Raw genomic sequence first — 20,429 nt, forward strand, 5'->3', positions numbered from 1 at the left:
TTTGGGGAGGGGTCACCAGTTCCGGCTTTGCAGCACCAGGCGGGTAGCCAGGAGCAGGCCGGCAATCAGGCTGAAGAAGTAGAGCAGGTCGCGGGAGTCGATGAGGCCTTTGCTTAGGTCGCGGTAGTGGGCGGCAATGCCGAGCTGGCTGATGTAGTAGGCCGGGGCCCCGTCGAATACCGAAGCCAGCGAATCGAAGCCGGAGTACACCAGGAAGCAGCCTACCACGGCCACCAGAAAGGCAATGATTTGGTCGCGGGTGATGGCCGAGGCAAACACGCCGATGGCGGCAAACACGGCCGCCAGCAGAGCCAGACCCAGGTAGGAACCCACCGTGGCGGCCGAGTCGATGTTGCCGCGGGGGTTGCCGAGCTGGTACACCGAGTAGTAGTAGAGCAGCGTGGGCACCAGGGCCAGCAAGGCCAGCAGCAAGCAGGCCAGGTACTTGCCTCCGATTATTTGCCCATCGGTAAGCGGGCGGGTGAGCAGCAGCTCAATAGTACCGGCTTTCTTCTCCTCGGCAAAGGTGCGCATGGTCAGGGCCGGAATCAGAAACAGGAAAATCCAGGGCGCCATGTTGAACAAGGTCTGCAGGTCGGCAAACCCGTAGTCCAGCACCGAGCTGTCGGGGAACACCCACACAAACAGCCCCGTGGCCACCAAAAACACCCCCAGCACCACGTAGGCCACCGGGGAGTTGAGAAAGGAATTGAATTCTTTGCGAAGAATGGCGAGCATAGAATGTGGCGTAAGCTTCAGCTTGCGCCGTCGGCCGCCTGAGTTCGGCTGACGGTATTGGGTGGGTAAGAAGGTGATGCGGCCGGCGCGGACGGGCGCAAGCTAAAGCTTACGCTACATGGTCAGCTGCTGAAACACTTGCTCCAGGCTTTGTTCTTCCTGCCGCAGGCCCAGCAGCACCCAGCCCTGGGCGGCGGCCAAGCGCGAAATGGCCCCGCGCTGGTCGGCGCCGGCGCGGGTGCGGATGCGGTAGGTGGCACCGGTTTCGCGCTCGGCACTCAGGATGCCGGGCAGGGCCAGCAGCGGCGCCGGGTCGATGGGCTGCTCAAACTCGGCCCGAATGATGATTTCGCCGGCAGCGCGGGCGCCCAGCTCCGCCACGGGTGAGTCGGCGACGAGGCGGCCCCGGTTGATGATGACGGCTCGGCTGCACAGGGCGGCTACTTCGGGCAGGATGTGGGTGCTGAAGATGACGGTTTTATCTTGGCCCAGCTCCCGGATGAGGCTGCGGATTTCGCCGATTTGATTCGGGTCGAGGCCGGTGGTGGGCTCGTCGAGGATGAGCACGCCGGGGTCGTGCAGCAGCGCCTGCGCCAAGCCCACGCGCTGGCGGTACCCCTTCGACAGGGCCCCGATCTGCTTGTTCTGCTCCCGGCCCAGCCCTACCCTATCCACCAGCTGCTGCACCCGCTGGCGCAAGCCGCTGCCCCGCAGCCCGTGCACCGACCCGATGAATTCCAGGTACTCGTGCACGTACATGTCCAGGTACAAGGGGTTGTGCTCGGGCAAATAGCCCACGCGGCGGCGCACTTCCAGCGGGGCCGCCTGCACGTCGTAGCCCTCCACCACGATGGTGCCGGCCGTGGGCGGCAGGTAGCCCGTGGCCATCTTCATGGTGGTGGACTTGCCCGCCCCGTTCGGCCCCAGGAAACCCAGGATTTCTCCCTTCCCAACCGAGAAGCTGATGCTGTCCACAGCCGTTTGCGGGCCGAAGATTTTGGTGAGTTGCTGAACTTCTACCATGAATTGGTTTTGGTGGATGGTTTTTGGCGGGTGGTTTTCGGGTTCATACGAACAACCAAAAATCACTCACTAAAAACCAAAAACTCACTTCTTCGGCTGTAAGGGGCGCATTTCAATATCCACGAGGTGGAAGTTGAAGGGCGTTTCCAGGGCGTAGACGATGGTAGCGGCAATGTCCTCGGGCTGCATCATGGCGTCGTTGGCCTCGGTGCCGGGGATGTCATCGAAGAAGTTGGTTTGGGTGGAGCCAGGGTAAAAGCAGGTGACTTTGATGCCATCCTTGCGCACTTCCTTGAACACCGACTGCGAAAAGCCTCGCACCGCAAACTTAGTGGCGCAGTAGCCGGCCATCTTCTCGATGCCCGTGGTGCCGGCAATGGATGAGATGTTGATGATGTGGCCCAGCTGCTGGCGCTTCATCTGCGGCAGTACGGCCTTGGTGCAGTAAAACAAGCCGTGCACGTTGGTATCGAACATCAGCTTCCAATCGTCCGACGAAAAGCCGTCTACCTCGCCGGCCACGCCCAGGCCGACGTTGTTCACGAGCACGTGAATTTCCTGGCCCAGCTCCCGCTGCGTGTTCATCAGGGCCTCCTGCACGGCCACCTCGTCGCGCACGTCGCACCCGAAAAACTGGAACCGCTCGTGCGTGAGGCCCTCAGGAGCGGTGCGGCCCCAGCCGGCCACCACCATGCCTTGGGCCAGCAAGGCCTCGGCCGTGGCCCGCCCAATTCCTTTGCTGACGCCCGTGATAATGGCTACCTTGCCGCGTATGTCCATGGTTCTAGTTGATGACGTGGTTTGCAATGAGGACGCAAGGTAACGCCCCCCGGCGGCTTTTACGTGCGAAACGCACCACGGGGCTGCTCCCGCTGCTGGCCTTGCTGCTGGCCGCCTGTAGCAAAGAAAACGAAGCCGGCTGCTTCACCAGCACCGGCAGCATCGTGACGGAGCGCCGCAGTCTGCCCCCATTCAACCAGCTCACCACCTACGACAACGTGCAGGTGACCTTGGTGCAGGACACGGCAACCTACGCCGAAGTAAAGGCTGGCAAGAACCTGCAAGAAGACATTCGCCTGACGGTCGAGAACGGCCACCTGACCGTCCGCAACACCAGCCGCTGCAACTGGGTGCGCCGCTACGACACGCCCCGCGAAGTCACGCTGCACGTGCCGCGCCTGCACGGCCTTTGGCTGTGGGGGCAGGCTGACATCCGCACCCAGGGCACCTTCCGCGCCGATACCATCTTCTACCACCTCACCGGGTCCGGCAACTACGACCTCACCGTGGACAGCCGCTACCTCTGGCTCGACCAATACGAGCTGGGCGACATCCGGGTGCGGGGCCGCGCCGACGAGCTGCACCTGACCGTGGGCGGCAAGGGCAGCACCTACGCCCAGGGCCTCACGGCCCGCACCGCTGACTTCCGCACCAACCAGTTCAGCACCGGCAACGCCCACCTTACCGTCACCGAGCTGCTCAGCGGCATCCACGCCAGCCTGGGCACCATCTTCTACCGCCCGGCCCCCACCCTGCGCACCGAGGTGCAGGTAACCGGCAAGGGCAAGATGCAGGCGGAGTGACCAGGACCTCACCCCCTCCCCAAAAGGGAGGGGCTCTAGTTCTAGTTTGTTAGAGCTAGAGTCCCTTAATTGGAGAGGCTAGGGCTGGTTGATGGTAGTTGAGCAGTAGGCTAATAGAACATCAGCTAAAAACTAGCGCTAGAGCCCCTCTCCTTTTCGGAGAGGGGTGGGGGTGAGGCAACTAGAGCTAGTTCCCCCTCTCTTGTGGAGAGGGGGCTAGGGGGTGAGGTTTACAAGTCCCCCAGCTGCGGACGAATCAGTAGCTCCTCGACTACGGCTTGGGGCGAGAGGGAATAGGTGGCGAAAACGGCTTCGGCTACGTCCTCGGCGCGGATGAATCGCTCGGCGGGCAGGTCCACGCCTTCCCAGCTGGCGGTGAGCGTGGCGCCGGGCAGCACAGCCGTGACGCGGATGCCCTGGTCTTTCAGCTCCTCGCGCAGGTTCTTGGTGAAGCCTAGCAGGGCGTGCTTGGCAATGCCGTAGGAGCCGCCATTGGGATAGGGCGTGATGCTGGCCGTGGAGCAGATGGTAAAAATGTGGCCCGCGCCCTGGGCCAGCAGGCCCGGCAGCAGGGCCAGGGTTACATCGTAGGCGCTGAGCAGGTTCACAGCCAGCATCTGCCGCAGCTGGGAGCCATCCTGAGGCTCATCTTGCAGACGGCCGGGCAGAAAGGAGCCGGTATTATTGATGAGGACATCCACCGAGCCAAGGCTCTGCACAAAATCGGTGAAGCGCCGAGCCTCGGCTTGCTGGCTGAGGTCGGCGGGCAGGGTGTGGAGCACGGCATCCGGTAGTGCTGCGCGCATGGCTTGGTGCAGAGCCTCCAGGTCGGCTCCTGAGCGGGCACAGGTCACGACCGGGTAGCCCGCCTGCAGAAAGCGCCCCACCAGTGCCCGCCCGATTCCTTTACTTCCGCCCGTGACAACGACAATATTTTTTTGCATTCCTTTGATTGCTGAATCTGATTTTACGTATGCGAGGCGGGTTGTTGAGCCGGCCGGCTCCGGCCGCTGCCTTCACCGCAAGTTTCCGCTTTTCTTTTCTGTCTTTCACGCATATGGTCAAAACCTTCGGTGAATTCCTGCTCTTCATACAGAGCATGCTCACGCGGAAAGAGCGTTTTAAAGTGCTGTGGCAGCGCACCATCGACGAGTGCATCCTTATTGGTATCGATTCGGTTTTCATCGTGGCCATTGTGTCGGCCTTTATCGGGGCCGTGACCTGCGTGCAGATTGCCTACAACCTCACCAACCCGCTGATTCCCAAGAGCACCATCGGCTACATGGTGCGCGAAATGACGATTCTGGAGCTGGCGCCCACCATCACCAGCATTGTGCTGGCCGGCAAGGTGGGCTCCAGCATTGCGGGCGGCCTGGGCACCATGCGCATCACCGAGCAGGTGTCGGCCCTGGAGGTCATGGGCATCAACTCGGCCTCTTACCTGGTGCTGCCGCGCATTATTGCGTCCATGCTCATGTTTCCGCTGCTGGTTATCCTGGCCATGTCCTTGTCCATCATCGGGGGCTACTTGGCCGGCACGCTTACGGGCGCCATCGGGGCCCAGGAGTATGTGGAGGGCTTGCGCACTGATTTTATTCCTTATAACATCCTATTCGCGCTGATTAAATCGGTAGTGTTTGCTTTCCTCGTATCGGCTATATCGTCGTTTAAAGGCTACTACACCCAAGGTGGCGCCCTCGAAGTAGGGGCAGCCAGCACCACGGCCGTCAACAACTCCATCATCGCCATTCTCGTGGCCGACTTCGTGCTGGCCGCGGTGTTGCTATAAGGAGGGAAGTAGGGTCTTGGGAGCTTAGGGACTTAGATTTGTTCTGACCAACTTATGGTACATAGCTCGTCGCTGAGGTTAGCCCAAAAACCAAGTCCCTAATCCCCCAAGACCCTAAGTCCCTAAGAAATGATTGAAGTTCATAACGTCCAGAAGTCCTTCAATGGCAATCCGGTGCTGCGGGGCATCACCTGCACCTTCGAGACGGGCAAGTGCAACTTGCTGCTCGGCGGCTCGGGCACGGGCAAGTCGGTGCTGCTGCAGTGCATTGTGGGGCTGATGAAGCCCGACCTGGGCTCGATTACCTTCGACGGCACCATGTTCACCAACAACAAGGTGAATATCCGCCAGGAAATCCGAAAGAAAATCGGCATGCTGTTCCAGGGCTCGGCCCTGTTCGACTCCATGACGGTGTACGAAAACGTGGAGTTTCCGCTGAAGATGCTTACGCCCGACATGACCCGCGAGGAGCGCCGCGACCGGGTAGAGTTTTGCCTGAAGCGCGTGGGCCTCGAAAACGCCGGCCCCAAAATGCCCTCCGAACTATCCGGCGGCATGAAGAAACGCGTGGGTATTGCCCGCGCCATTGCCCCCCACTGCACCTACCTGTTTTGCGACGAGCCCAATTCCGGCCTCGACCCGCTCACCAGCATCAAAATCGACGAACTCATCCACGAAATCACCCACGAGTACAACATCACCACCGTTGTCGTCACCCACGACATGAACTCGGTGGTAGAAATCGGGGACCATATCATCTTTCTCTACAAAGGTCTGAAGCTCTGGGACGGCAACAAGGATGAAATTCTCAACGCACAAGTACCTGAGTTAAAGGAATTTATTTTCAGCAGCAGCCTGGTGCGCGCCGCCAAGAAGGTGGACGAAGAAAGCGAAGGCGGCCTGGAAGCCTTAGCCTCAGAGCCCTTATCGGAGCTGTAACCCCACGTCAGTGCGAGCGGAGCGAAGCAATCCGTCCCGTTCGGAGTGACAAACGCTGGCCTACTGAAAAGCCCCTGCATTCGAGTGATGGCAGGGGCTTTTTGTTAGGCTGTTTGGCTTCTCTTTTCGGAGAGAGAGCCGGGGAGCGAGGCCCAACGTCGGGGCAGTAGAGTAGGTCAAAACTTGTCACCTTGACCAGGACGGACTGCGTCGTGTTACAGCCTCGCAATGACTCTTACCATCCTTGCCGCTGGCGCAGCTCGGTGATGTGGGCCAGGTGATGGCGGCCGTGCCAGGCGTACATAACCAAGGCCTGGTCGAGGGTGAAGGTGCGCTGGGAGCCGGGGTGGTAGAACGTCCGCTGCCACTGCGCCTCGGTGAGGTTGCGGAGCAGGATGGTCCAGCGAATGTGCAGGGCTTCGAGCAGGGCCAACGACACCGCCGGAGGTGTGGCAGCCACGTCGGGCAGCTCTGCCCAGAGCTGTTCCTCGTAGGGCCGAATGGTAGGCACGTCTTCGGTGAGGGCCAGCCGCATTCGGGTGTAGGCATTCAGGTGAGAGTCGGGCAGGTGATGGATAACCTGGCGCACGGTCCAGCCGCCGGGGCGGTAGGGCGTGTTGAGCTGGGTGGGCGTGAGGCCGGTTACAGCAGCGCGCACCTGGTCCGCTAGCAGGACAATTTGGGCAATGTAGGCGGTGCGGGCGCCCCGGTCCAGGGGCTCGTCGGGCAGCACGGCAGAGCCGATGGGGTAGCGCAGGTCGGGAGCAGCAGCGGAGGAGATAGGGTTCATCGGGAGGAAGACGTGCAGAACAAAACCGAGGCAGCAAGGTAAAGCAAAACCCCAGCTCCTCCGCTCATGGGAAAAGCTGGGGTTGCGGCGGCAAGCAGCGGGATTTACCCGTTACGCTTGTTCAGCTCGTCGCGGATTTTGGCGGCTTTTTCGTAATCCTCTTTTTCCAGGGCCTGAGCCAGCATCTTGGTCAGCTCGTCCAGCGACACCTGCCCGCTGGGGTCCCGAGGTGCTGGTGCCGCGGGGCCGCTGCTGGTGTCGTCATCCTCGTCCTCGTCGTCCTCATCCGAATCATCGTCGGCGTTTTCGTCGAGGTCCGAAAGAATAATACCGGCTTCGCTGAGCACGCTTTCCACTGTGAAGATGGGCACCCCAAACCGCAGGCCAATGGCAATGGCATCGGAGGGGCGAGCATCCAGCTCAAACGTGCTGGCTCCGTCGGAGCACACGATTTTGGAGTAGAATACGCCTTCCTTCAGGTCGGAAATCACCACCTCCAGCACTGCCACGTGCAGCTGCTCAGCAAACGACTTGAACAGGTCATGGGTGAGCGGGCGGTTGGGGTTGATTTTCTCTATCTGAATGGCAATGCTCTGCGCCTCGAACATGCCAATGATAATCGGCAAGCGCCGGTTGCCGGTTTTCTCGCCCAGAATCAGGGCAAACGACCCCGACTGGGACTGGCTGGACGATAGGCCTAGAATTTCGAGCGGAATCTTCTTCACGAATGAGTGAATGAGTAAATGAGTGGATGAGGGAATGAAAGGTTTAACGTGAAAAAAGCGAATGAGTGACTGTCTTACCAGTAATTCACTCATTCGCTCATTCACTCATTCACTCATTAGCTGAGTTCCTTCACGGCCTGCGTGAGCTTGGGCAGCACGTCGAATACGTCGCCCACGATGCCGTAGTCAGCGGCTTTGAAGAACGGGGCTTCGGGGTCTTTGTTGATGACCACAATTACCTTGGACGAGTTAACGCCGGCCAAGTGCTGAATGGCCCCCGAGATGCCGCAGGCAATGTACAGGTTCGGCGACACGGTGATGCCGGTTTGGCCCACGTGCTCGTGGTGGGGGCGCCAGTCCACGTCCGACACGGGCTTGGAGCAGGCCGTTGCCGCGCCCAGGGCCTTAGCCAACTCCTCGATGAGGTGCCAGTTTTCGGGGCCTTTCATGCCGCGGCCACCCGATACCACTTTGTCGGCCTCGGGCAGGAGCACGCCGCCGGCCTGCTCCTGCATTACTACTTGCTTGGGCGCATCGGCAAAGTCGGCGTCGGTGAGCTGGGCCGAGAAGGACTGCACCTGAGCGGTTTTGCCGGCCTCGTGCTGGGCTTCAATGGAGTTCTTCTTTACGGCCAGAATTTTCCGCTCGCCGGTCAGTACCACGTTGGCCAGCGCCTTGCCCGAAAAGGCCCCGCGCTTCACCACAAACTGGTCGCCGCTGATCTGGGGCAGCTCCACCACGTTGGTAGCCAGGCTGGCACCCAGGCGTACCGACAGGCGGGAACCCACGGCGGCCCCGATGTTGGAGTTGGCCAGCACCAGCACTTTGGCATCTTCCTGCTGGGCCGCGGCGGCAATCAGCTTGGTGTAGGCGCCGTTTACAAAATCTTTCAGGCGGGGCTCGGCATCGTAGAGCACCTTGCTGATGCCCTGCTCGCCCAGCTGGGCCAGGCTGGCCTCGGTGGCTTCGCCCACGGCTACGGCCGTGGCCGTGGTGCCCAGCATCTGAGCTACCTGGCTGCCGTAAGTGGCCACTTCCAGCGAGGACTTTTTCACCTCGCCACCATCACATTCAACTACAACTAGTACAGACATTTTATTAGACATGAGACTGTTAGACATGAGAAGTGAGACAGACGACTTACGCTTGGAAGACATGAAGCAGAACCGGCGTCTGTCTCACTTCTCATGTCCCCAAGTCTCATGTCTCCTTAGATTACTTTCGCTTCTTGGCGGAGCAGGCGGATTAGCTCGCCGGCGCTTTCGGCGGGAATGAGCTTGACGCCTTCTTTTTTGGGGGGCAGGGCGTACTCGGCCACGGCAGTGCGGGGCGCGTCGCCGACGGGCTCCACCACTTTCAGGGGCTTGGTGCGGGCCGTCATGATGCCGCGCATGTTGGGGATGCGAGGCTCGCACATGGGCTGCTGGCAGGAAGCCACGAAGGGCGTCTGCACCTCCACGATTTCCTTGCCGCCTTCGATTTCGCGCTCCAGCGTGGCCGTGTTGCCGTTCATGTCGAGCTTCATGGCCGGGGCCACCGTCGGGATGCCGAGCAGCTCACCCACCATGCCGTGCACCTGGAAGCCGTTGTAGTCGATGCTTTCCTTGCCCATCAGAATCACGTCGTAGCCACCTTCTTTGGCGATATGGGCAATCTGCTGGGCCACGAAGAAGGCGTCGCGCGGATGAGCGTTGACGCGGATGGCATCGTCGGCGCCGATGGCCAGGGCCTTGCGGATGTTGGGCTCGGTGTCGGCCTCGCCCACGTTCAGCACGGTGACGGTGCCGCTGCCGGCGGCTTCCTTCAGCTCGATAGCGCGGGTGAGGGCGTATTCATCCCACGGATTAATCACGAACTGCACGCCGGCCTTGTTGAACTCTTTGTTGTCGGGCGTGAAGGTGATTTTGGTGGTCGTGTCGGGCACGTTGCTGATGCAAACGAGAAACTTCATCTACGGCTGCTTATATGGAGGAGAAAATAGGGGAAAGTCCCAAATTTGGGGCGAAGATACTCAAAATCCTGCCCGATGGAAACCGCACCAAGCCGCTTGCAGCAACTGCTGGCCTTCTACGAAGAAGACCCCACGGACCCGTTCACGATTTACGCGCTGGCCACCGAGTACCGGGCCTCGGAGCCGCTACGGGCCATGGACTACTACCAGAAGCTGCTCGCCGAGCACCCCGATTACGTGGGCACTTACTACCACGCCGGCAAGCTGCTCCAGCAGCTAGGAAATCCCGAAGAAGCCGAAAAGGTTTACCGCACCGGCCTCAGCGTAGCCCGCCGCGCCGGCCAGCTCCACGCCGCCAGCGAAATTCAGCAGGCCTTAAACCAGCTGCTGGGCTTGGATTACGAGGATGACTAGGCGTAATGCTTAACTTCTGCGCGGCATTATGAGCAAAGCGGGTATTCTCTGTTTCTAGGCTAATTCAGCGTCAGAAACTCACGGAATAGCTGCGTACCTCGCCCCGGCTAAGCAGCAGCGAGTCGGTGCTGACGCTGAAGGGCACGTAGGAGGAGTTGCGAAACCGCCGCACCTTGATGCGCAACAGCTGCTCAGCGGGCACTTCCACGGTTTTGGGGCTGTAGCCACTTCCCACTGCCGGGCTCGCAAAGCCGCTACCGGTTCCGCCGTAGCCGTTGCGGCCTGGTCCTGGCTTGAACGTTATATCAATGTCGAGTCTGTCATTTCCCTGCATGGCAGCGGGATTGGTGAGAGTGCAGGTCAATGTGGCGGGCCGGGGCAGCCAGTACGTCGGCGCTGTAACGGTTGTGTCGCGCTGCTGGGGGGCGTTTATATGGGCAACACCTACTCCGTAATAGTACTGATTGTGGATATCAACGTCCAGGTACCCAGTTTGCAACTCCTCGTCGCTCAGGTTGTAACGTAGGACGTAGTTGCCATTGGCATCAGTAGTAGCACTAGCTTTGGCCCGCACATCCATGCGGCCAAAGAAGCCATACCCTTTAAACCAGACTAGCTTCAGGGGTAAGCCCTGCAATGGCTCTTGCCCATTGCCCGTCAGGAAGCGGCCTTGCACGGTGGTGCAGCCCGCCCGGCACCGGTTCAGTTCTTCCTTTTGGCAGCTACTCAGGGTGACACTACCTGCTATTCCAACACTGAAAATAATAGCAATTCTGAGGCACTTCATGTGTACAGTAGGCGGTTTTGAATAGAAAGAGTTTAAAAAGCAGTTCGAGACCGAGTAACATCTGAGGCAGGTCCTTTCCTAACTGTAGTAGGTCTACTCAAAAATAGCATTCGTGCTAGACGTTGACCAGTTTTATCCTCCCTGTTTACAGACAAAATTGCCGTTAATCTGACTTCTCAAACCATGTATATTCGATAACCAAAAACCGTATTTGCAGCTTGTCAGGCCACTTCTATTCATATCAATTCTCCGTAACGTTCGGCTATAACCTTCCTCTAAACGCTGTATATGAAGAGTAACGCATTATATGTGTTTAATCTATCTGACTTTTAAAACAGTGTTTGAGAAGAAGCCAGCACCAGCGCACGGCTCAGTGCCACCAAGTCGGCGCAGCGGTTACCTTTGGTTTATCCATTGATTTCTTTTCTTCTTTCCATGACCAAAGCTTTCCTGCTGAGCCTGGGGCTGCTGGGCGCCGCGCCGGCCCTGGCCCAAACGCCGGCCACCTCTGCCCGCCCCGACTCGGCAGCGGCCCTACCCTACCGCGAAACGGCCCGCAAAATCAACGCCTTGGTGCACACCCGGCTGGATGTGCGCTTCGACTACACCAAGCGCCAGCTGCTGGGCAAGGCCTGGCTCACGCTCCAGCCTGTAGCCTATGCCACCGACTCGCTGCGCCTCGACGCCAAGGGCATGGACATCAAGTCGGTGACGCTGGTGGACGGCAGCAACACGCAGACGCTCAAGTATCAGTACAACCAGGAGCAGCTCAACATTCGCCTGGGCCGGCTGGTGGCACCCAGCACGCCTTACACGGTATACATCGAGTACGTGGCCAAGCCCGACGAGCTGAAAGCCAAGGGCAGCGCGGCCATTACCGATGCCAAGGGCCTGTACTTCATCAATCCCGACTCGACGGAGAAAGGCAAGCCCCGCCAGATTTGGACCCAGGGCGAGACGGAAGCCTCGTCGGCGTGGTTCCCAACCATTGATAAGCCCAACCAGAAAACCACTTCGGAAATCAGCATGACCGTGCCGGCCCGCTACGTAACGCTGAGCAACGGCCGCCTCGACACCCAGCAAAACAACCCGGACGGCACCCGCACCGACACCTGGAAGATGGAGCAGCCCCACGCGCCCTACCTGTTTATGATGGCCGTGGGCGACTTCCGCATTACCAAAGATACCTGGCGGGGCAAAGAAGTAAGCTACTACCTGGAGCCGAAGTACGCGCCTTTTGCCAAGCAGATTTTCGGCCACACGCCCGAAATGCTGGAGTTTTTCTCGAAGCGCCTGGGCGTGGAGTTTCCCTGGAACAAGTACGCCCAGGTGGTGGTGCGCGACTACGTGAGCGGGGCCATGGAAAACACCACGGCCACCATCCACGGCGAGTTTGTGCAAAAAGATGCCCGGGAGCTGCTCGACGCCGAGTACGACAACGGCGAGTCAGTTATTGCCCACGAGCTGTTTCACCAGTGGTTCGGCGACCTGGTGACGGCCGAAAGCTGGAGCAACCTGACGGTGAACGAGTCGTTTGCCGACTTCTCGGAGGCGCTGTGGGCCGAGCACAAGTACGGCCAGGAAACCGGCGACGCCCACGCCTACCAGAACATGCGCAACTACCTGCGCAGCCCCAAGGACGCGCAGAAGCAGCTGGTGCGCTTCCACTACGCCGACAAGGAGGACATGTTTGACCTGGTAAGCTACCAGAAAGGCGGCCAGATTCTGACCATGCTCCGCAACTACCTCACCGATGACGTATTCTTCGCGGGCCTAACCAAATATCTGACCGACAACAAGTTCGGCACCGGCGAGGCCCACCAGCTACGCCTGGCCCTGGAGGCCGTGTCGGGTCAGGATTTGAACTGGTTTTTCAACCAGTGGTACTTCGGCGCGGGCCACCCCGTCGTGACCATCGACTACAGCTACGACGCGGCCCGCAAGGAGCAAACCGTGACCATCAGGCAAACCCAGCCGGGCCCGGCGTTTCAGCTGCCGCTGGCCGTGGATGTGTACGTGAACGGCAAGCCCCAGCGCCACCAGGCTATGCTGCGCCAAGCCACCGAAACCTTGCGTTTCCCGGCCGCCAGCCGGCCCCAGCTCGTCAACGTGGACGCCGACAAGGTGGCGCTGTGGCAGAAAACTGACAATAAGCCCTTCGAGGAGTTTGTGTACCAGTATCAGCACGCCCCGCGCTACATAGACCGGCGCGAGGCCCTGGCCGCTGCCGCCCAGCGCCCCGCCACCGACGCCAAAGCCCGCCAGCTCCTGCTTGCGGGCCTTTCGGACAAAAACTCCACCCTGCGCCAAGTGGCTCTAGCTGGGCTCAAGCTCGACGACAAAGCCGTCCAGAAGGCCGCCGCGCCGGTGCTGCGTCGCCAGCTGGCCCAGGAGAAAAACCCCAGCAACCAGGCCGCTTTGCTCGGGGCGTTGGCCCAGCTGAAGGATAAGAAGGACGAGAAAACGTTTAGCCGCCTGCTGCAAAGCAGCCAGTCGTACACGGTGCAGGGCGCGGCCTTGCAGGGCCTGGCGGCGGTGCAGCCCCAGCAGGCCGTAGCCCAGGCCCAGCGTCTTCAGCCCGAGGCTCGAGGCCAACTCACCAGCGCCGTAGCCAGCGTGTACGCCGAGCACGGCGACGCCAGCACCTGGGCCTACGTGCGCGACCAGTACGACGCGGCCGGCCCCCAGGGCAAGTTCCAGATGCTGGAGAGTATGCTGGGCTTCATGGTGCGCCTCAACGACCCCACCGTGCTGCGCGAAGGCGTGGAGCGGATGCAGCAGATAGCCGTGAAATACAAGCAGTACGGGGTGGCCGAACCCATCCTGGGTATGCTTGATAAACTGCGCCAGTCCAAACCCGCCGACCAGCAACCCGTGGTGGAGCAGGCCATGAAGACCATTATGGACACAAAGTAGAATCGCAGATTGGGCAGATTAAATTGATTTCGCGGATTCTGTTTGCGCGTTCCGCCTGATTTACTGTCTGATTTGAATGTCCTGTATTTCTGAAAAAGGGCCCGGCGCTGTCGGGTTTTTTGTTTGTAAACGCCCTGTGCTTTTCATGATTTTCACGTAAAAAGTGGGTTCTAGCAGCCTTGGATACGCATGGCTGCAGAAAACCACACTTGCAGGAAATAGCCAAGCCCCGGCGGGGCGACACTTATCGTTTGCAGATGATGGTGTCGCTCCGCTGGGGCTTTGTACACGAAATGAGCACTGGTCTCTACCGACATGCTGCCCCGCTGGGGCTACCAGTCTCATGTCTCACTTCTAACCTCTCACTTCTATACCTAAGGCTGTACCTGATCCGGCGCAATGCGTGTGGGCGTTTGCTGGCCGCTGATGATGCCGGCGGCGCTGCGGCCAATGGCCGTGATGACGGCCGTCATGTTGGGTAGGTCCAGGCTGTCTACCTCGTCGTCGACGGAGTGGTAGAGCTTGTCGGTCGGAATCTGGTCGGTGCTGATGGTGTGGGCCGGCACGCCCAGGCGGGCCAGCGTGGCGTTGTCGGAGCGGTAAAACAGGTTTTGCTCGGGGTACGGGTCGGGCTCGAAGCTGAACAGAGTGCCTTTGAGGGTGGCTTGTAGCAGCGGGCCGAAGTTTGACTTGTCGAAACCCGTAATAAAGGCCGTGTTGGGCCCGAACTTAGCCTGCTTGCCAATCATCTCGATGTTGAACATGGCCACCACCTGCTTCGGGTCGAGGTGCTGGGCAAAATAGCGGGAGCCGAAGCCCCCGATTTCTTCGGCTACGAAGGCCACGAACACCAGCGTGCGGGCGTTGTTGTTTCTCTTTTTGAAGTACTCGGCCAGGGCCACCACGCCGGTTGTGCCGCTGGCATCGTCGTCGGCGCCGTTGGCAATGGAGTCGCCCTGCACGGGCGGCAGCACCCCAATATGGTCGTAGTGAGCCGAGAAGATTACCTGCTCGGCGGCGCGGGCCGGGTTGCGGCCGGGCAACACCCCCACCACGTTGCGCAGCTCCACGGTGCGCGGAGCGGTGTTGGCGGCCACCTGAAACTTGATTTTACCGCTGGCAGTGGTGGTTTCGGGCACCTTCGACAAGGCCACGACGGTCGAATAGGGGTTACCTTCCTTGTCGTAGCGCAGGCTGCCCCGGCGCACCCGCACCACCAGGCGCCGGAAGTCGGCTTGGTGAGCGGGGTCGAGCAGCACCACCAGGTTTTCGCGGGGCAGCAGAATGTCGCGCAGGTGCTGCTGGGGCTTGTCCTGTGGCCCAATCACCAGCACGCGGGGCGCTCCTTCGTCTTCTTCCGACCAGTTCAGGTGGGCGGCGTGCGAAATCAGCACAAGCTTTTCTTTGGGCACCGGCACGTTGTTGAGCGACATAAACAACGCCACCGTCCGCGACTCGTAAGCCGGAAACGTCTGCGCAAACCCTTTGAGGCCCGGCAGCGGCTGCAACCCGATGCGCTCAAACTCAGAAACCAGTATATCGGCTGCTTTCTGCCCACCCGGCGTGCCCGAGGCCCGGCCCTGTAGCTTGTCGGAAGCCAGGGCCCGCACCACCCGCTCCACCGTTGCGCCCGAAACACCCGCGTCCGGTACCCGCAAGTGCTTGCTCTGCCCCGCTGCCGAGTAGGCAGAATAGGCTAAAAGAAATATGAAAATGATTTTTTTCATGCCCGAAAGTACACGTTTTGCCGGTTTTGTACGGGAAGCAGTGAGTGAGCCGTCTGCTACTGCGCCTAGGCGTCTTCTGCTGTGGCAGCCGGTGGCGTTACAAGGCGAAGCAAACAGCTCCTGGTCCCGATTCAGCCTGCAACCACCGCAGATAACGGCCTAACGAACAACGCCCGCCGGAGCTTTCCGGCGGGCGTTGGGGCATTTGCTTCAGGGTTTGTCTCGGCGTGCCAGCCAGCTTTCTGTACCCAGCTTGTTTTCAGGAGGCTTGCTCTGCGGGCTGTTTAGCAGGCGTTTACTTCGGGTCGGCGGCGGCCAGCACGGCGGCCCACTCGGCTTCGGTTTTGGCGGCGGAAGCGTTGGGGGCACTTTTCAGGGCCGGGGCCAGCTCGGGGGCGGCAGCTTGCAGGGCTTTCAGGCTGAGCTTCACGGGCACAGCGCTGCCATCGGGGCGGCGCAGGTAGTAGGTGGGGCGGTCCAGCACCTCGTCGAAGCGACGGTCGGCGCTGTAAGCACCCTGGTAATCAGCTTTTTGCACGGCTTTGGCGTAGCGCTTCAGCAGCGTGTACTTGCCTTCGTGCAGCACCTCCACGTAGTCGGGGCGCTGGGTGGGCACGGGGGCCTCCTCGAAGCGCCGGAACAGGCGGCGCCGGCCGCCGGGCTCCTCCAGCTCAAAGCGCACCACCGTTCGGTCGTCCAGTACCAGCGAGTCGGCGGGGCGGTTGACGGGGCGCATGAGCAGGCGGCGGTTTAGCACGTCGTACTTCAGCGGCACAGGAGCCAGGGGCACCTTGCTGGTGAGCGTGATGCGGGCCGGCAGCCAGCGCGGGTCGGCGTAGGGCGAGCCAATGGTGCCGTAGGCTTCGCCGCGGGGCACCACGGCCGGCGAGCCGGCCACCAGAGAGTTCAGGTTGGCTTGCGCCGCCGTGCCCGACTGCTCAATGCTGGGCTGCTGGGCCAGGGCGGCCAGGGGCAGCAGGCCGGCCAGCAGTAGCAAGCCAGTGCGAGGTAATAGTAAACGAGTCATACAATAAACTACTAGACGAACAGTGTATGGTAAACGCCGCCAATCTAGCAGTTTATCGGCACTCAGTAGGCTTTCTGCCAGAAAGCAACGGTGAGGCTACTTGCCGCGGGCGGAGTCGGCGAAGTCTTCGAGGTTATTTCGGCCGATAGCCTGGCCGCCGCTACTTCCCATTACGCGCAGAACTGTTAAAAACGGCAAACTCCGTTGGCGGCTCTGTCAACGGAGTAGTCTGCTCTTTGAATATTTTCGGCTAGCCCAGCGTCAGCACCAAATCGTCGGCGTTGACTAGGGTGCCTTCGGGCAGGTTCACGACCTGGATGGTGGCGTCGTCGGGGGCGGTGATGGTGGTTTCCATCTTCATGGCTTCGATGATGAACAGCGGGGCGTTTTTGCGCACCGCCTCGCCGTCTTTCACTAGCACCCGGCTCAGCAGGCCTTGCAGCGGGGCGCCCAGCTGGCGGGGGTTGGCGCGGTCGGCTTTGGGGTGTTGCACCCGCTTCACTTCCACGCTGGTGTCGCGCACTTCCAGGTTGCGGGTCTGGCCGTTGAGGGAGAAGAAGATGGTGCGGTTGCCGTCCTCATTCACCGGCCCGATGCTTTGTAGGCCCACGATGATGCTTTTGCCGCGGGCAATGTCGATAATGGTTTCCTCGCCCAGCTGCAACCCATAGTAGAACACCGGCGTCGGGATGATGCTCACCTCGCCGTACTGCTGCTGGTGCTGCCAGTACTGCTCAAACACCTTGGGGTAGAGCAGCCAGGAAAGCAAATCGGTGAACTTGCCGCGCTGCCCGAACTTCTGCTCAAACCGCTGCATCTCCGCGTCGAAGTCCACCGGGGCCAGGTGCTCGTTGGGCCGCTCAGTGTAGGCGGACTCGTCCTTCAAGATGGCCTTTTGCACATCCTGGGGCCAGCCGCCTTCGGGCTGGCCAATGTCGCCGCGAAACAGCTCCCGCACCGACTCCGGGAAGTTCAGCGCCGGGCCTTTGTCGAGCACATCCTGGGTGGTGAGGTTGTTGGAGACGAGAAACAAGGCCATGTCGCCGACCACCTTGGACGAGGGCGTGACCTTCACGATGTCCCCGAACAGCTGGTTGACGTCGGCGAAGGTCCGTTTCACCGTCTCAAACTTGTCCAGCAAGCCCAGCGAGGCGGCCTGGGGCCGTAGGTTGGAGTACTGCCCACCCGGAATTTCATGCTGAAACACCTCCGAAGTACCCGCCTTCAGCCCCGACTCAAACGGGTAATAGTACTCGCGCACGGTTTCCCAGTAGTTCGAGAATTCATTGAGCGAGAGTTGGTTGAACTCCCGCTGCCGGGGCTGCCCGCGCAGCATTTCTACCACGGAGTTGAAGTTGGGCTGGGACGTGAGGCCCGACAACGAGCCCAGGGCCACGTCGATGACATCCACACCGGCTTCCACGGCCTTGAGGTAGGTGGCGGCTTGCAGGCTGCTGGTGTCGTGGGTGTGCAAGTGAATGGGCAGGCGCACGGTGTCGCGCAGGGCCGTAATCAGCTCGGTGGCGGCGTAGGGCTTGAGCAGGCCGGCCATGTCCTTGATGCAGAGGATGTGGGCCCCGGCGTCCTCAATCTGCCGGGCCAGGCGCAGGTAGTAGTCGAGGTTGTATTTCTGGTTGCGCCGCGGGTCGAGCAGGTCGCCGGTGTAGCAGATGCAGGCCTCGGCCAGCCGGTCGGTGCGGTTACGCACGAAGCCAATGCAGGCTTCCATGCCCTTCATCCAGTTCAGGGAGTCGAAAATGCGGAACACGTCGATGCCGGTTTCGGCGGCCTGCTCCACAAACCGCTCGGTGAGGTTGTCGGGGTAGGCCTTGTAGCCCACGCCATTGGCCCCGCGAATCAGCATTTGCAGCAGGATGTTGGGTACGGCGGCCCGCAGCTTAGCCAGCCGCTCCCAGGGGTCCTCGTGCAGAAAGCGCAGGGCCACGTCGAAGGTGGCGCCGCCCCAGCACTCCAGCGAAAACGTTTGGGGGTGCATCCGGGCGTACCGCTCGGCTACTTTCAGCATGTCGAAGGTGCGCATGCGGGTAGCTAGCAGGCTCTGGTGGGCGTCGCGCAGGGTGGTGTCGGTGTAGTGAATCTGCGGGTCCTGGCGGAGCCACCGGGCAAACTCCTCGGGGCCCAGCTCGGTGAGGCGCTGCTTGGTGCCGGGCGGGAATGCTGAGGCCGGGGGCAGTACCTGGCCTTCGGGGGCGGCCGGCGGAGCCTGAAAGCTCCGGGCGGCATCCCAGCCGCGGGGCGCGTCCACTTCGGGCAGGCGGGGCTTGCGCAAGTCACGCTTGGGGTCCACGAGGCCGCGCACGTCGGGGTTGCCGTTCACGATAACGTCGCCGAGGAAGCTGAGCACCTTGGTGGCGCGGTCCTGGCGGGTTTTGAACTGGAACAGCTCCGCGTGGTCCTTGATGAAGTCCACGGTAGCCTCGCCGGCCATAAATACCGGGTGGGCAATGATGTTCTGCAAGAACTGGATGTTGGTGCTCACCCCGCGCACCCGAAACTCGTCCAGGGTGCGGGCCATCTTCTGAGCGGCTCCGGCCAGCGTAGGCGCGTGCGTCGACACTTTCACCAGCAGGGAGTCGAAGAAGGGCGACACCTTGACGCCGGTGTACACCGAGCCCTGGTCCAATCGAATACCGAAGCCGCCCGCCGAGCGGTAGGCCGTGATGGTGCCGTAGTCGGGCTTGAAGTCCTGCTCGGGGTCTTCGGTGGTGATGCGGCACTGGATGGCGTACCCGATTTTCTGGGGCTTCTGCCCCTCGCCCAGCCCGATTTCAGGGTCCTGGAGGCGGCGGCCGTCGGCAATGTGGAGCTGGGTTTTGATCAGGTCCACGCCCGTAATCATCTCCGTCACGGTGTGCTCTACCTGAATGCGCGGGTTCACCTCGATAAAGTAGATGCGGTCCTGCTCGGGGTTGACCAGAAATTCGACGGTGCCCACGTTGTTGTACTGCACGGCCCGGCCCAGGCGCAGGGCGTACTCGTACAGCAGGTGGCGCATGTGGTCGGGCAGGTTCAGGGAGGGCGCCACTTCCACCACCTTCTGGTAGCGCCGCTGCACCGAGCAGTCGCGCTCGTAGAGGTGGGTGATGGTGCCGTGGTTGTCGGCCACCAGCTGCACCTCGATGTGCTTGGGCTGCTCTACGAACTTCTCCAGAAACACCGTGTCGTCGCCGAAGGCTTTCAGGGCCTCGTTGCGGGCCTCGAAAAAGCCTTTTTCCAGCTGCTCATCGTCCCGGATGACGCGCATCCCGCGCCCCCCGCCCCCGCTGGCTGCCTTCAGCATCACGGGGTAGCCGATGCGGTGGGCTTCGTCGCGGGCCACCTCGAAGCTAGTCAGGTCCTGCTGGGAGCTTTCGATGATGGGCACCTGGCACTGCACGGCCACACGCTTGGCGGCCACCTTGTCGCCGAGGGCCTCCATTACCTCGGGCCGGGGCCCTACGAAGGTGATGCCTTCTTCCTGGCAGCGCCGGGCCAGGGTGGCGTTTTCGCTCAGGAAGCCATAGCCGGGATGGATGGCGTCCGCGCCGTTTTCCTTGGCCACCCGCAGAATGCCTTCGATGTCGAGGTAGGGCCGCAGGGGCTCATCGTCGCGCCCGATCTGGTAGGCCTCGTCGGCCTTGTAGCGGTGCAGCGAGTAACGGTCCTCGTAGGTGTAGACGGCCACCGTGGGAATGCCCAGCTCGGTGGCGGCGCGCAACACCCGAATGGCAATTTCGCCCCGGTTGGCGACCAGTAGTTTGCGGATAGTATTCACGGAAGGCAGAAAGTTTGGTTGGATTTTGGAAGGCGCTGCAAACTACGGAAAGGCTGACTACACATCAGCGAATTTTTGCTAAATCTTATTTTTTCGCTAGCTAAAAGTGCATGAGCACATGCAACTTTTGAGAAGCAGGTAGTATCTGTAGCGAAGTCATGCAAGGCCGAGGCAGGCGCATAGGCTTCAGGCGCATTTCACTTGATGAAGAAACTACTTTCTTGCTGCATATTTCTACTGTATTG

The 20,429-nt window shown here is 60.9% G+C and carries 17 protein-coding genes; 5 read left to right on the top strand and 12 right to left on the bottom strand.

The features are described 5' to 3' along the window. Window positions 1–12: 12 nt before the first annotated feature. From gldF to OIS53_RS06935, 3 genes are all read right to left on the bottom strand, one after another. The gene (gene gldF / locus OIS53_RS06925) at window positions 13–738 is read right to left on the bottom strand and encodes a gliding motility-associated ABC transporter permease subunit GldF (RefSeq protein WP_264681669.1); all 726 of its coding nucleotides are present in this window, start codon (window positions 736–738) and stop codon (window positions 13–15) included. Window positions 739–852: 114 nt separating this feature from the next. Further along, on the bottom strand, window positions 853–1,761 hold the full coding sequence (gene gldA, locus OIS53_RS06930) for a gliding motility-associated ABC transporter ATP-binding subunit GldA (protein ID WP_264681670.1): 909 nt from the start codon (window positions 1,759–1,761) through the stop codon (window positions 853–855). 84 nt (window positions 1,762–1,845) lie between these two features. Then, on the bottom strand, window positions 1,846–2,541 hold the full coding sequence (locus tag OIS53_RS06935; protein WP_264681671.1) for an SDR family oxidoreductase: 696 nt from the start codon (window positions 2,539–2,541) through the stop codon (window positions 1,846–1,848). 26 nt (window positions 2,542–2,567) lie between these two features. Here OIS53_RS06935 and OIS53_RS06940 point away from each other — a divergent pair, with 26 nt between their 5' ends. Beyond that, the gene (locus OIS53_RS06940; RefSeq protein WP_264681672.1) at window positions 2,568–3,344 is read left to right on the top strand and encodes a DUF2807 domain-containing protein; all 777 of its coding nucleotides are present in this window, start codon (window positions 2,568–2,570) and stop codon (window positions 3,342–3,344) included. Window positions 3,345–3,574: 230 nt separating this feature from the next. Here the strand turns inward: OIS53_RS06940 and OIS53_RS06945 are convergent, their stop codons facing one another. Further along, on the bottom strand, window positions 3,575–4,288 hold the full coding sequence (locus OIS53_RS06945) for an SDR family oxidoreductase (protein ID WP_264681673.1): 714 nt from the start codon (window positions 4,286–4,288) through the stop codon (window positions 3,575–3,577). Window positions 4,289–4,443: 155 nt separating this feature from the next. Between OIS53_RS06945 and OIS53_RS06950 the strand changes: the two genes are divergently transcribed. Then, window positions 4,444–5,133 carry an MlaE family ABC transporter permease gene (locus OIS53_RS06950; protein ID WP_413775180.1) on the top strand — a complete coding sequence of 230 codons (690 nt, stop codon included), beginning with the start codon at window positions 4,444–4,446 and terminating at the stop codon, window positions 5,131–5,133. A 129-nt stretch (window positions 5,134–5,262) separates the two neighbouring features. Next, window positions 5,263–6,072 (top strand): ABC transporter ATP-binding protein, encoded by an 810-nt coding sequence (locus OIS53_RS06955; RefSeq protein WP_264681675.1) that lies wholly within the window; start codon window positions 5,263–5,265, stop codon window positions 6,070–6,072. 235 nt (window positions 6,073–6,307) lie between these two features. Here OIS53_RS06955 and OIS53_RS06960 read toward each other — a convergent pair whose 3' ends face one another. The 4 genes from OIS53_RS06960 to OIS53_RS06975 all read right to left on the bottom strand — a co-directional run bounded on the left by OIS53_RS06960 (window position 6,308) and on the right by OIS53_RS06975 (window position 9,538). Continuing rightward, window positions 6,308–6,862, bottom strand: coding sequence for a YfiT family bacillithiol transferase (locus tag OIS53_RS06960; protein WP_264681676.1), 555 nt, complete (start codon window positions 6,860–6,862; stop codon window positions 6,308–6,310). Window positions 6,863–6,966: 104 nt separating this feature from the next. Next, on the bottom strand, window positions 6,967–7,587 hold the full coding sequence (locus OIS53_RS06965) for a bifunctional nuclease family protein (RefSeq protein WP_264681677.1): 621 nt from the start codon (window positions 7,585–7,587) through the stop codon (window positions 6,967–6,969). 116 nt (window positions 7,588–7,703) lie between these two features. After that, the gene (locus tag OIS53_RS06970; protein ID WP_264681678.1) at window positions 7,704–8,681 is read right to left on the bottom strand and encodes an electron transfer flavoprotein subunit alpha/FixB family protein; all 978 of its coding nucleotides are present in this window, start codon (window positions 8,679–8,681) and stop codon (window positions 7,704–7,706) included. Between the two features lie 116 nt (window positions 8,682–8,797). Continuing rightward, window positions 8,798–9,538 carry an electron transfer flavoprotein subunit beta/FixA family protein gene (locus tag OIS53_RS06975; protein ID WP_264681679.1) on the bottom strand — a complete coding sequence of 247 codons (741 nt, stop codon included), beginning with the start codon at window positions 9,536–9,538 and terminating at the stop codon, window positions 8,798–8,800. Window positions 9,539–9,613: 75 nt separating this feature from the next. Here OIS53_RS06975 and OIS53_RS06980 point away from each other — a divergent pair, with 75 nt between their 5' ends. Next, window positions 9,614–9,952, top strand: a complete 339-nt coding sequence (locus OIS53_RS06980; protein WP_264681680.1) for a tetratricopeptide repeat protein — start codon at window positions 9,614–9,616, stop codon at window positions 9,950–9,952. A gap of 70 nt (window positions 9,953–10,022) precedes the next feature. On the opposite strand, the gene OIS53_RS06985 is transcribed toward OIS53_RS06980, so the two are convergent. Next, complete coding sequence (locus tag OIS53_RS06985; RefSeq protein ID WP_264681681.1) at window positions 10,023–10,739, bottom strand: hypothetical protein; 717 nt, start codon at window positions 10,737–10,739, stop codon at window positions 10,023–10,025. 435 nt (window positions 10,740–11,174) lie between these two features. Between OIS53_RS06985 and OIS53_RS06990 the strand changes: the two genes are divergently transcribed. Continuing rightward, window positions 11,175–13,655 carry a M1 family metallopeptidase gene (locus OIS53_RS06990; protein WP_264681682.1) on the top strand — a complete coding sequence of 827 codons (2,481 nt, stop codon included), beginning with the start codon at window positions 11,175–11,177 and terminating at the stop codon, window positions 13,653–13,655. A 374-nt stretch (window positions 13,656–14,029) separates the two neighbouring features. Here OIS53_RS06990 and OIS53_RS06995 read toward each other — a convergent pair whose 3' ends face one another. The 3 genes from OIS53_RS06995 to OIS53_RS07005 all read right to left on the bottom strand — a co-directional run bounded on the left by OIS53_RS06995 (window position 14,030) and on the right by OIS53_RS07005 (window position 20,184). Continuing rightward, complete coding sequence (locus OIS53_RS06995; RefSeq protein WP_264681683.1) at window positions 14,030–15,382, bottom strand: M20/M25/M40 family metallo-hydrolase; 1,353 nt, start codon at window positions 15,380–15,382, stop codon at window positions 14,030–14,032. A 295-nt stretch (window positions 15,383–15,677) separates the two neighbouring features. After that, on the bottom strand, window positions 15,678–16,409 hold the full coding sequence (locus OIS53_RS07000) for a hypothetical protein (RefSeq protein ID WP_264681684.1): 732 nt from the start codon (window positions 16,407–16,409) through the stop codon (window positions 15,678–15,680). Window positions 16,410–16,659: 250 nt separating this feature from the next. Then, complete coding sequence (locus OIS53_RS07005) at window positions 16,660–20,184, bottom strand: pyruvate carboxylase (RefSeq protein WP_264681685.1); 3,525 nt, start codon at window positions 20,182–20,184, stop codon at window positions 16,660–16,662. Window positions 20,185–20,429: the final 245 nt, after the last annotated feature.

The sequence above is a fragment of the Hymenobacter sp. YIM 151500-1 genome (assembly GCF_025979885.1).
Taxonomy (GTDB): domain Bacteria; phylum Bacteroidota; class Bacteroidia; order Cytophagales; family Hymenobacteraceae; genus Hymenobacter.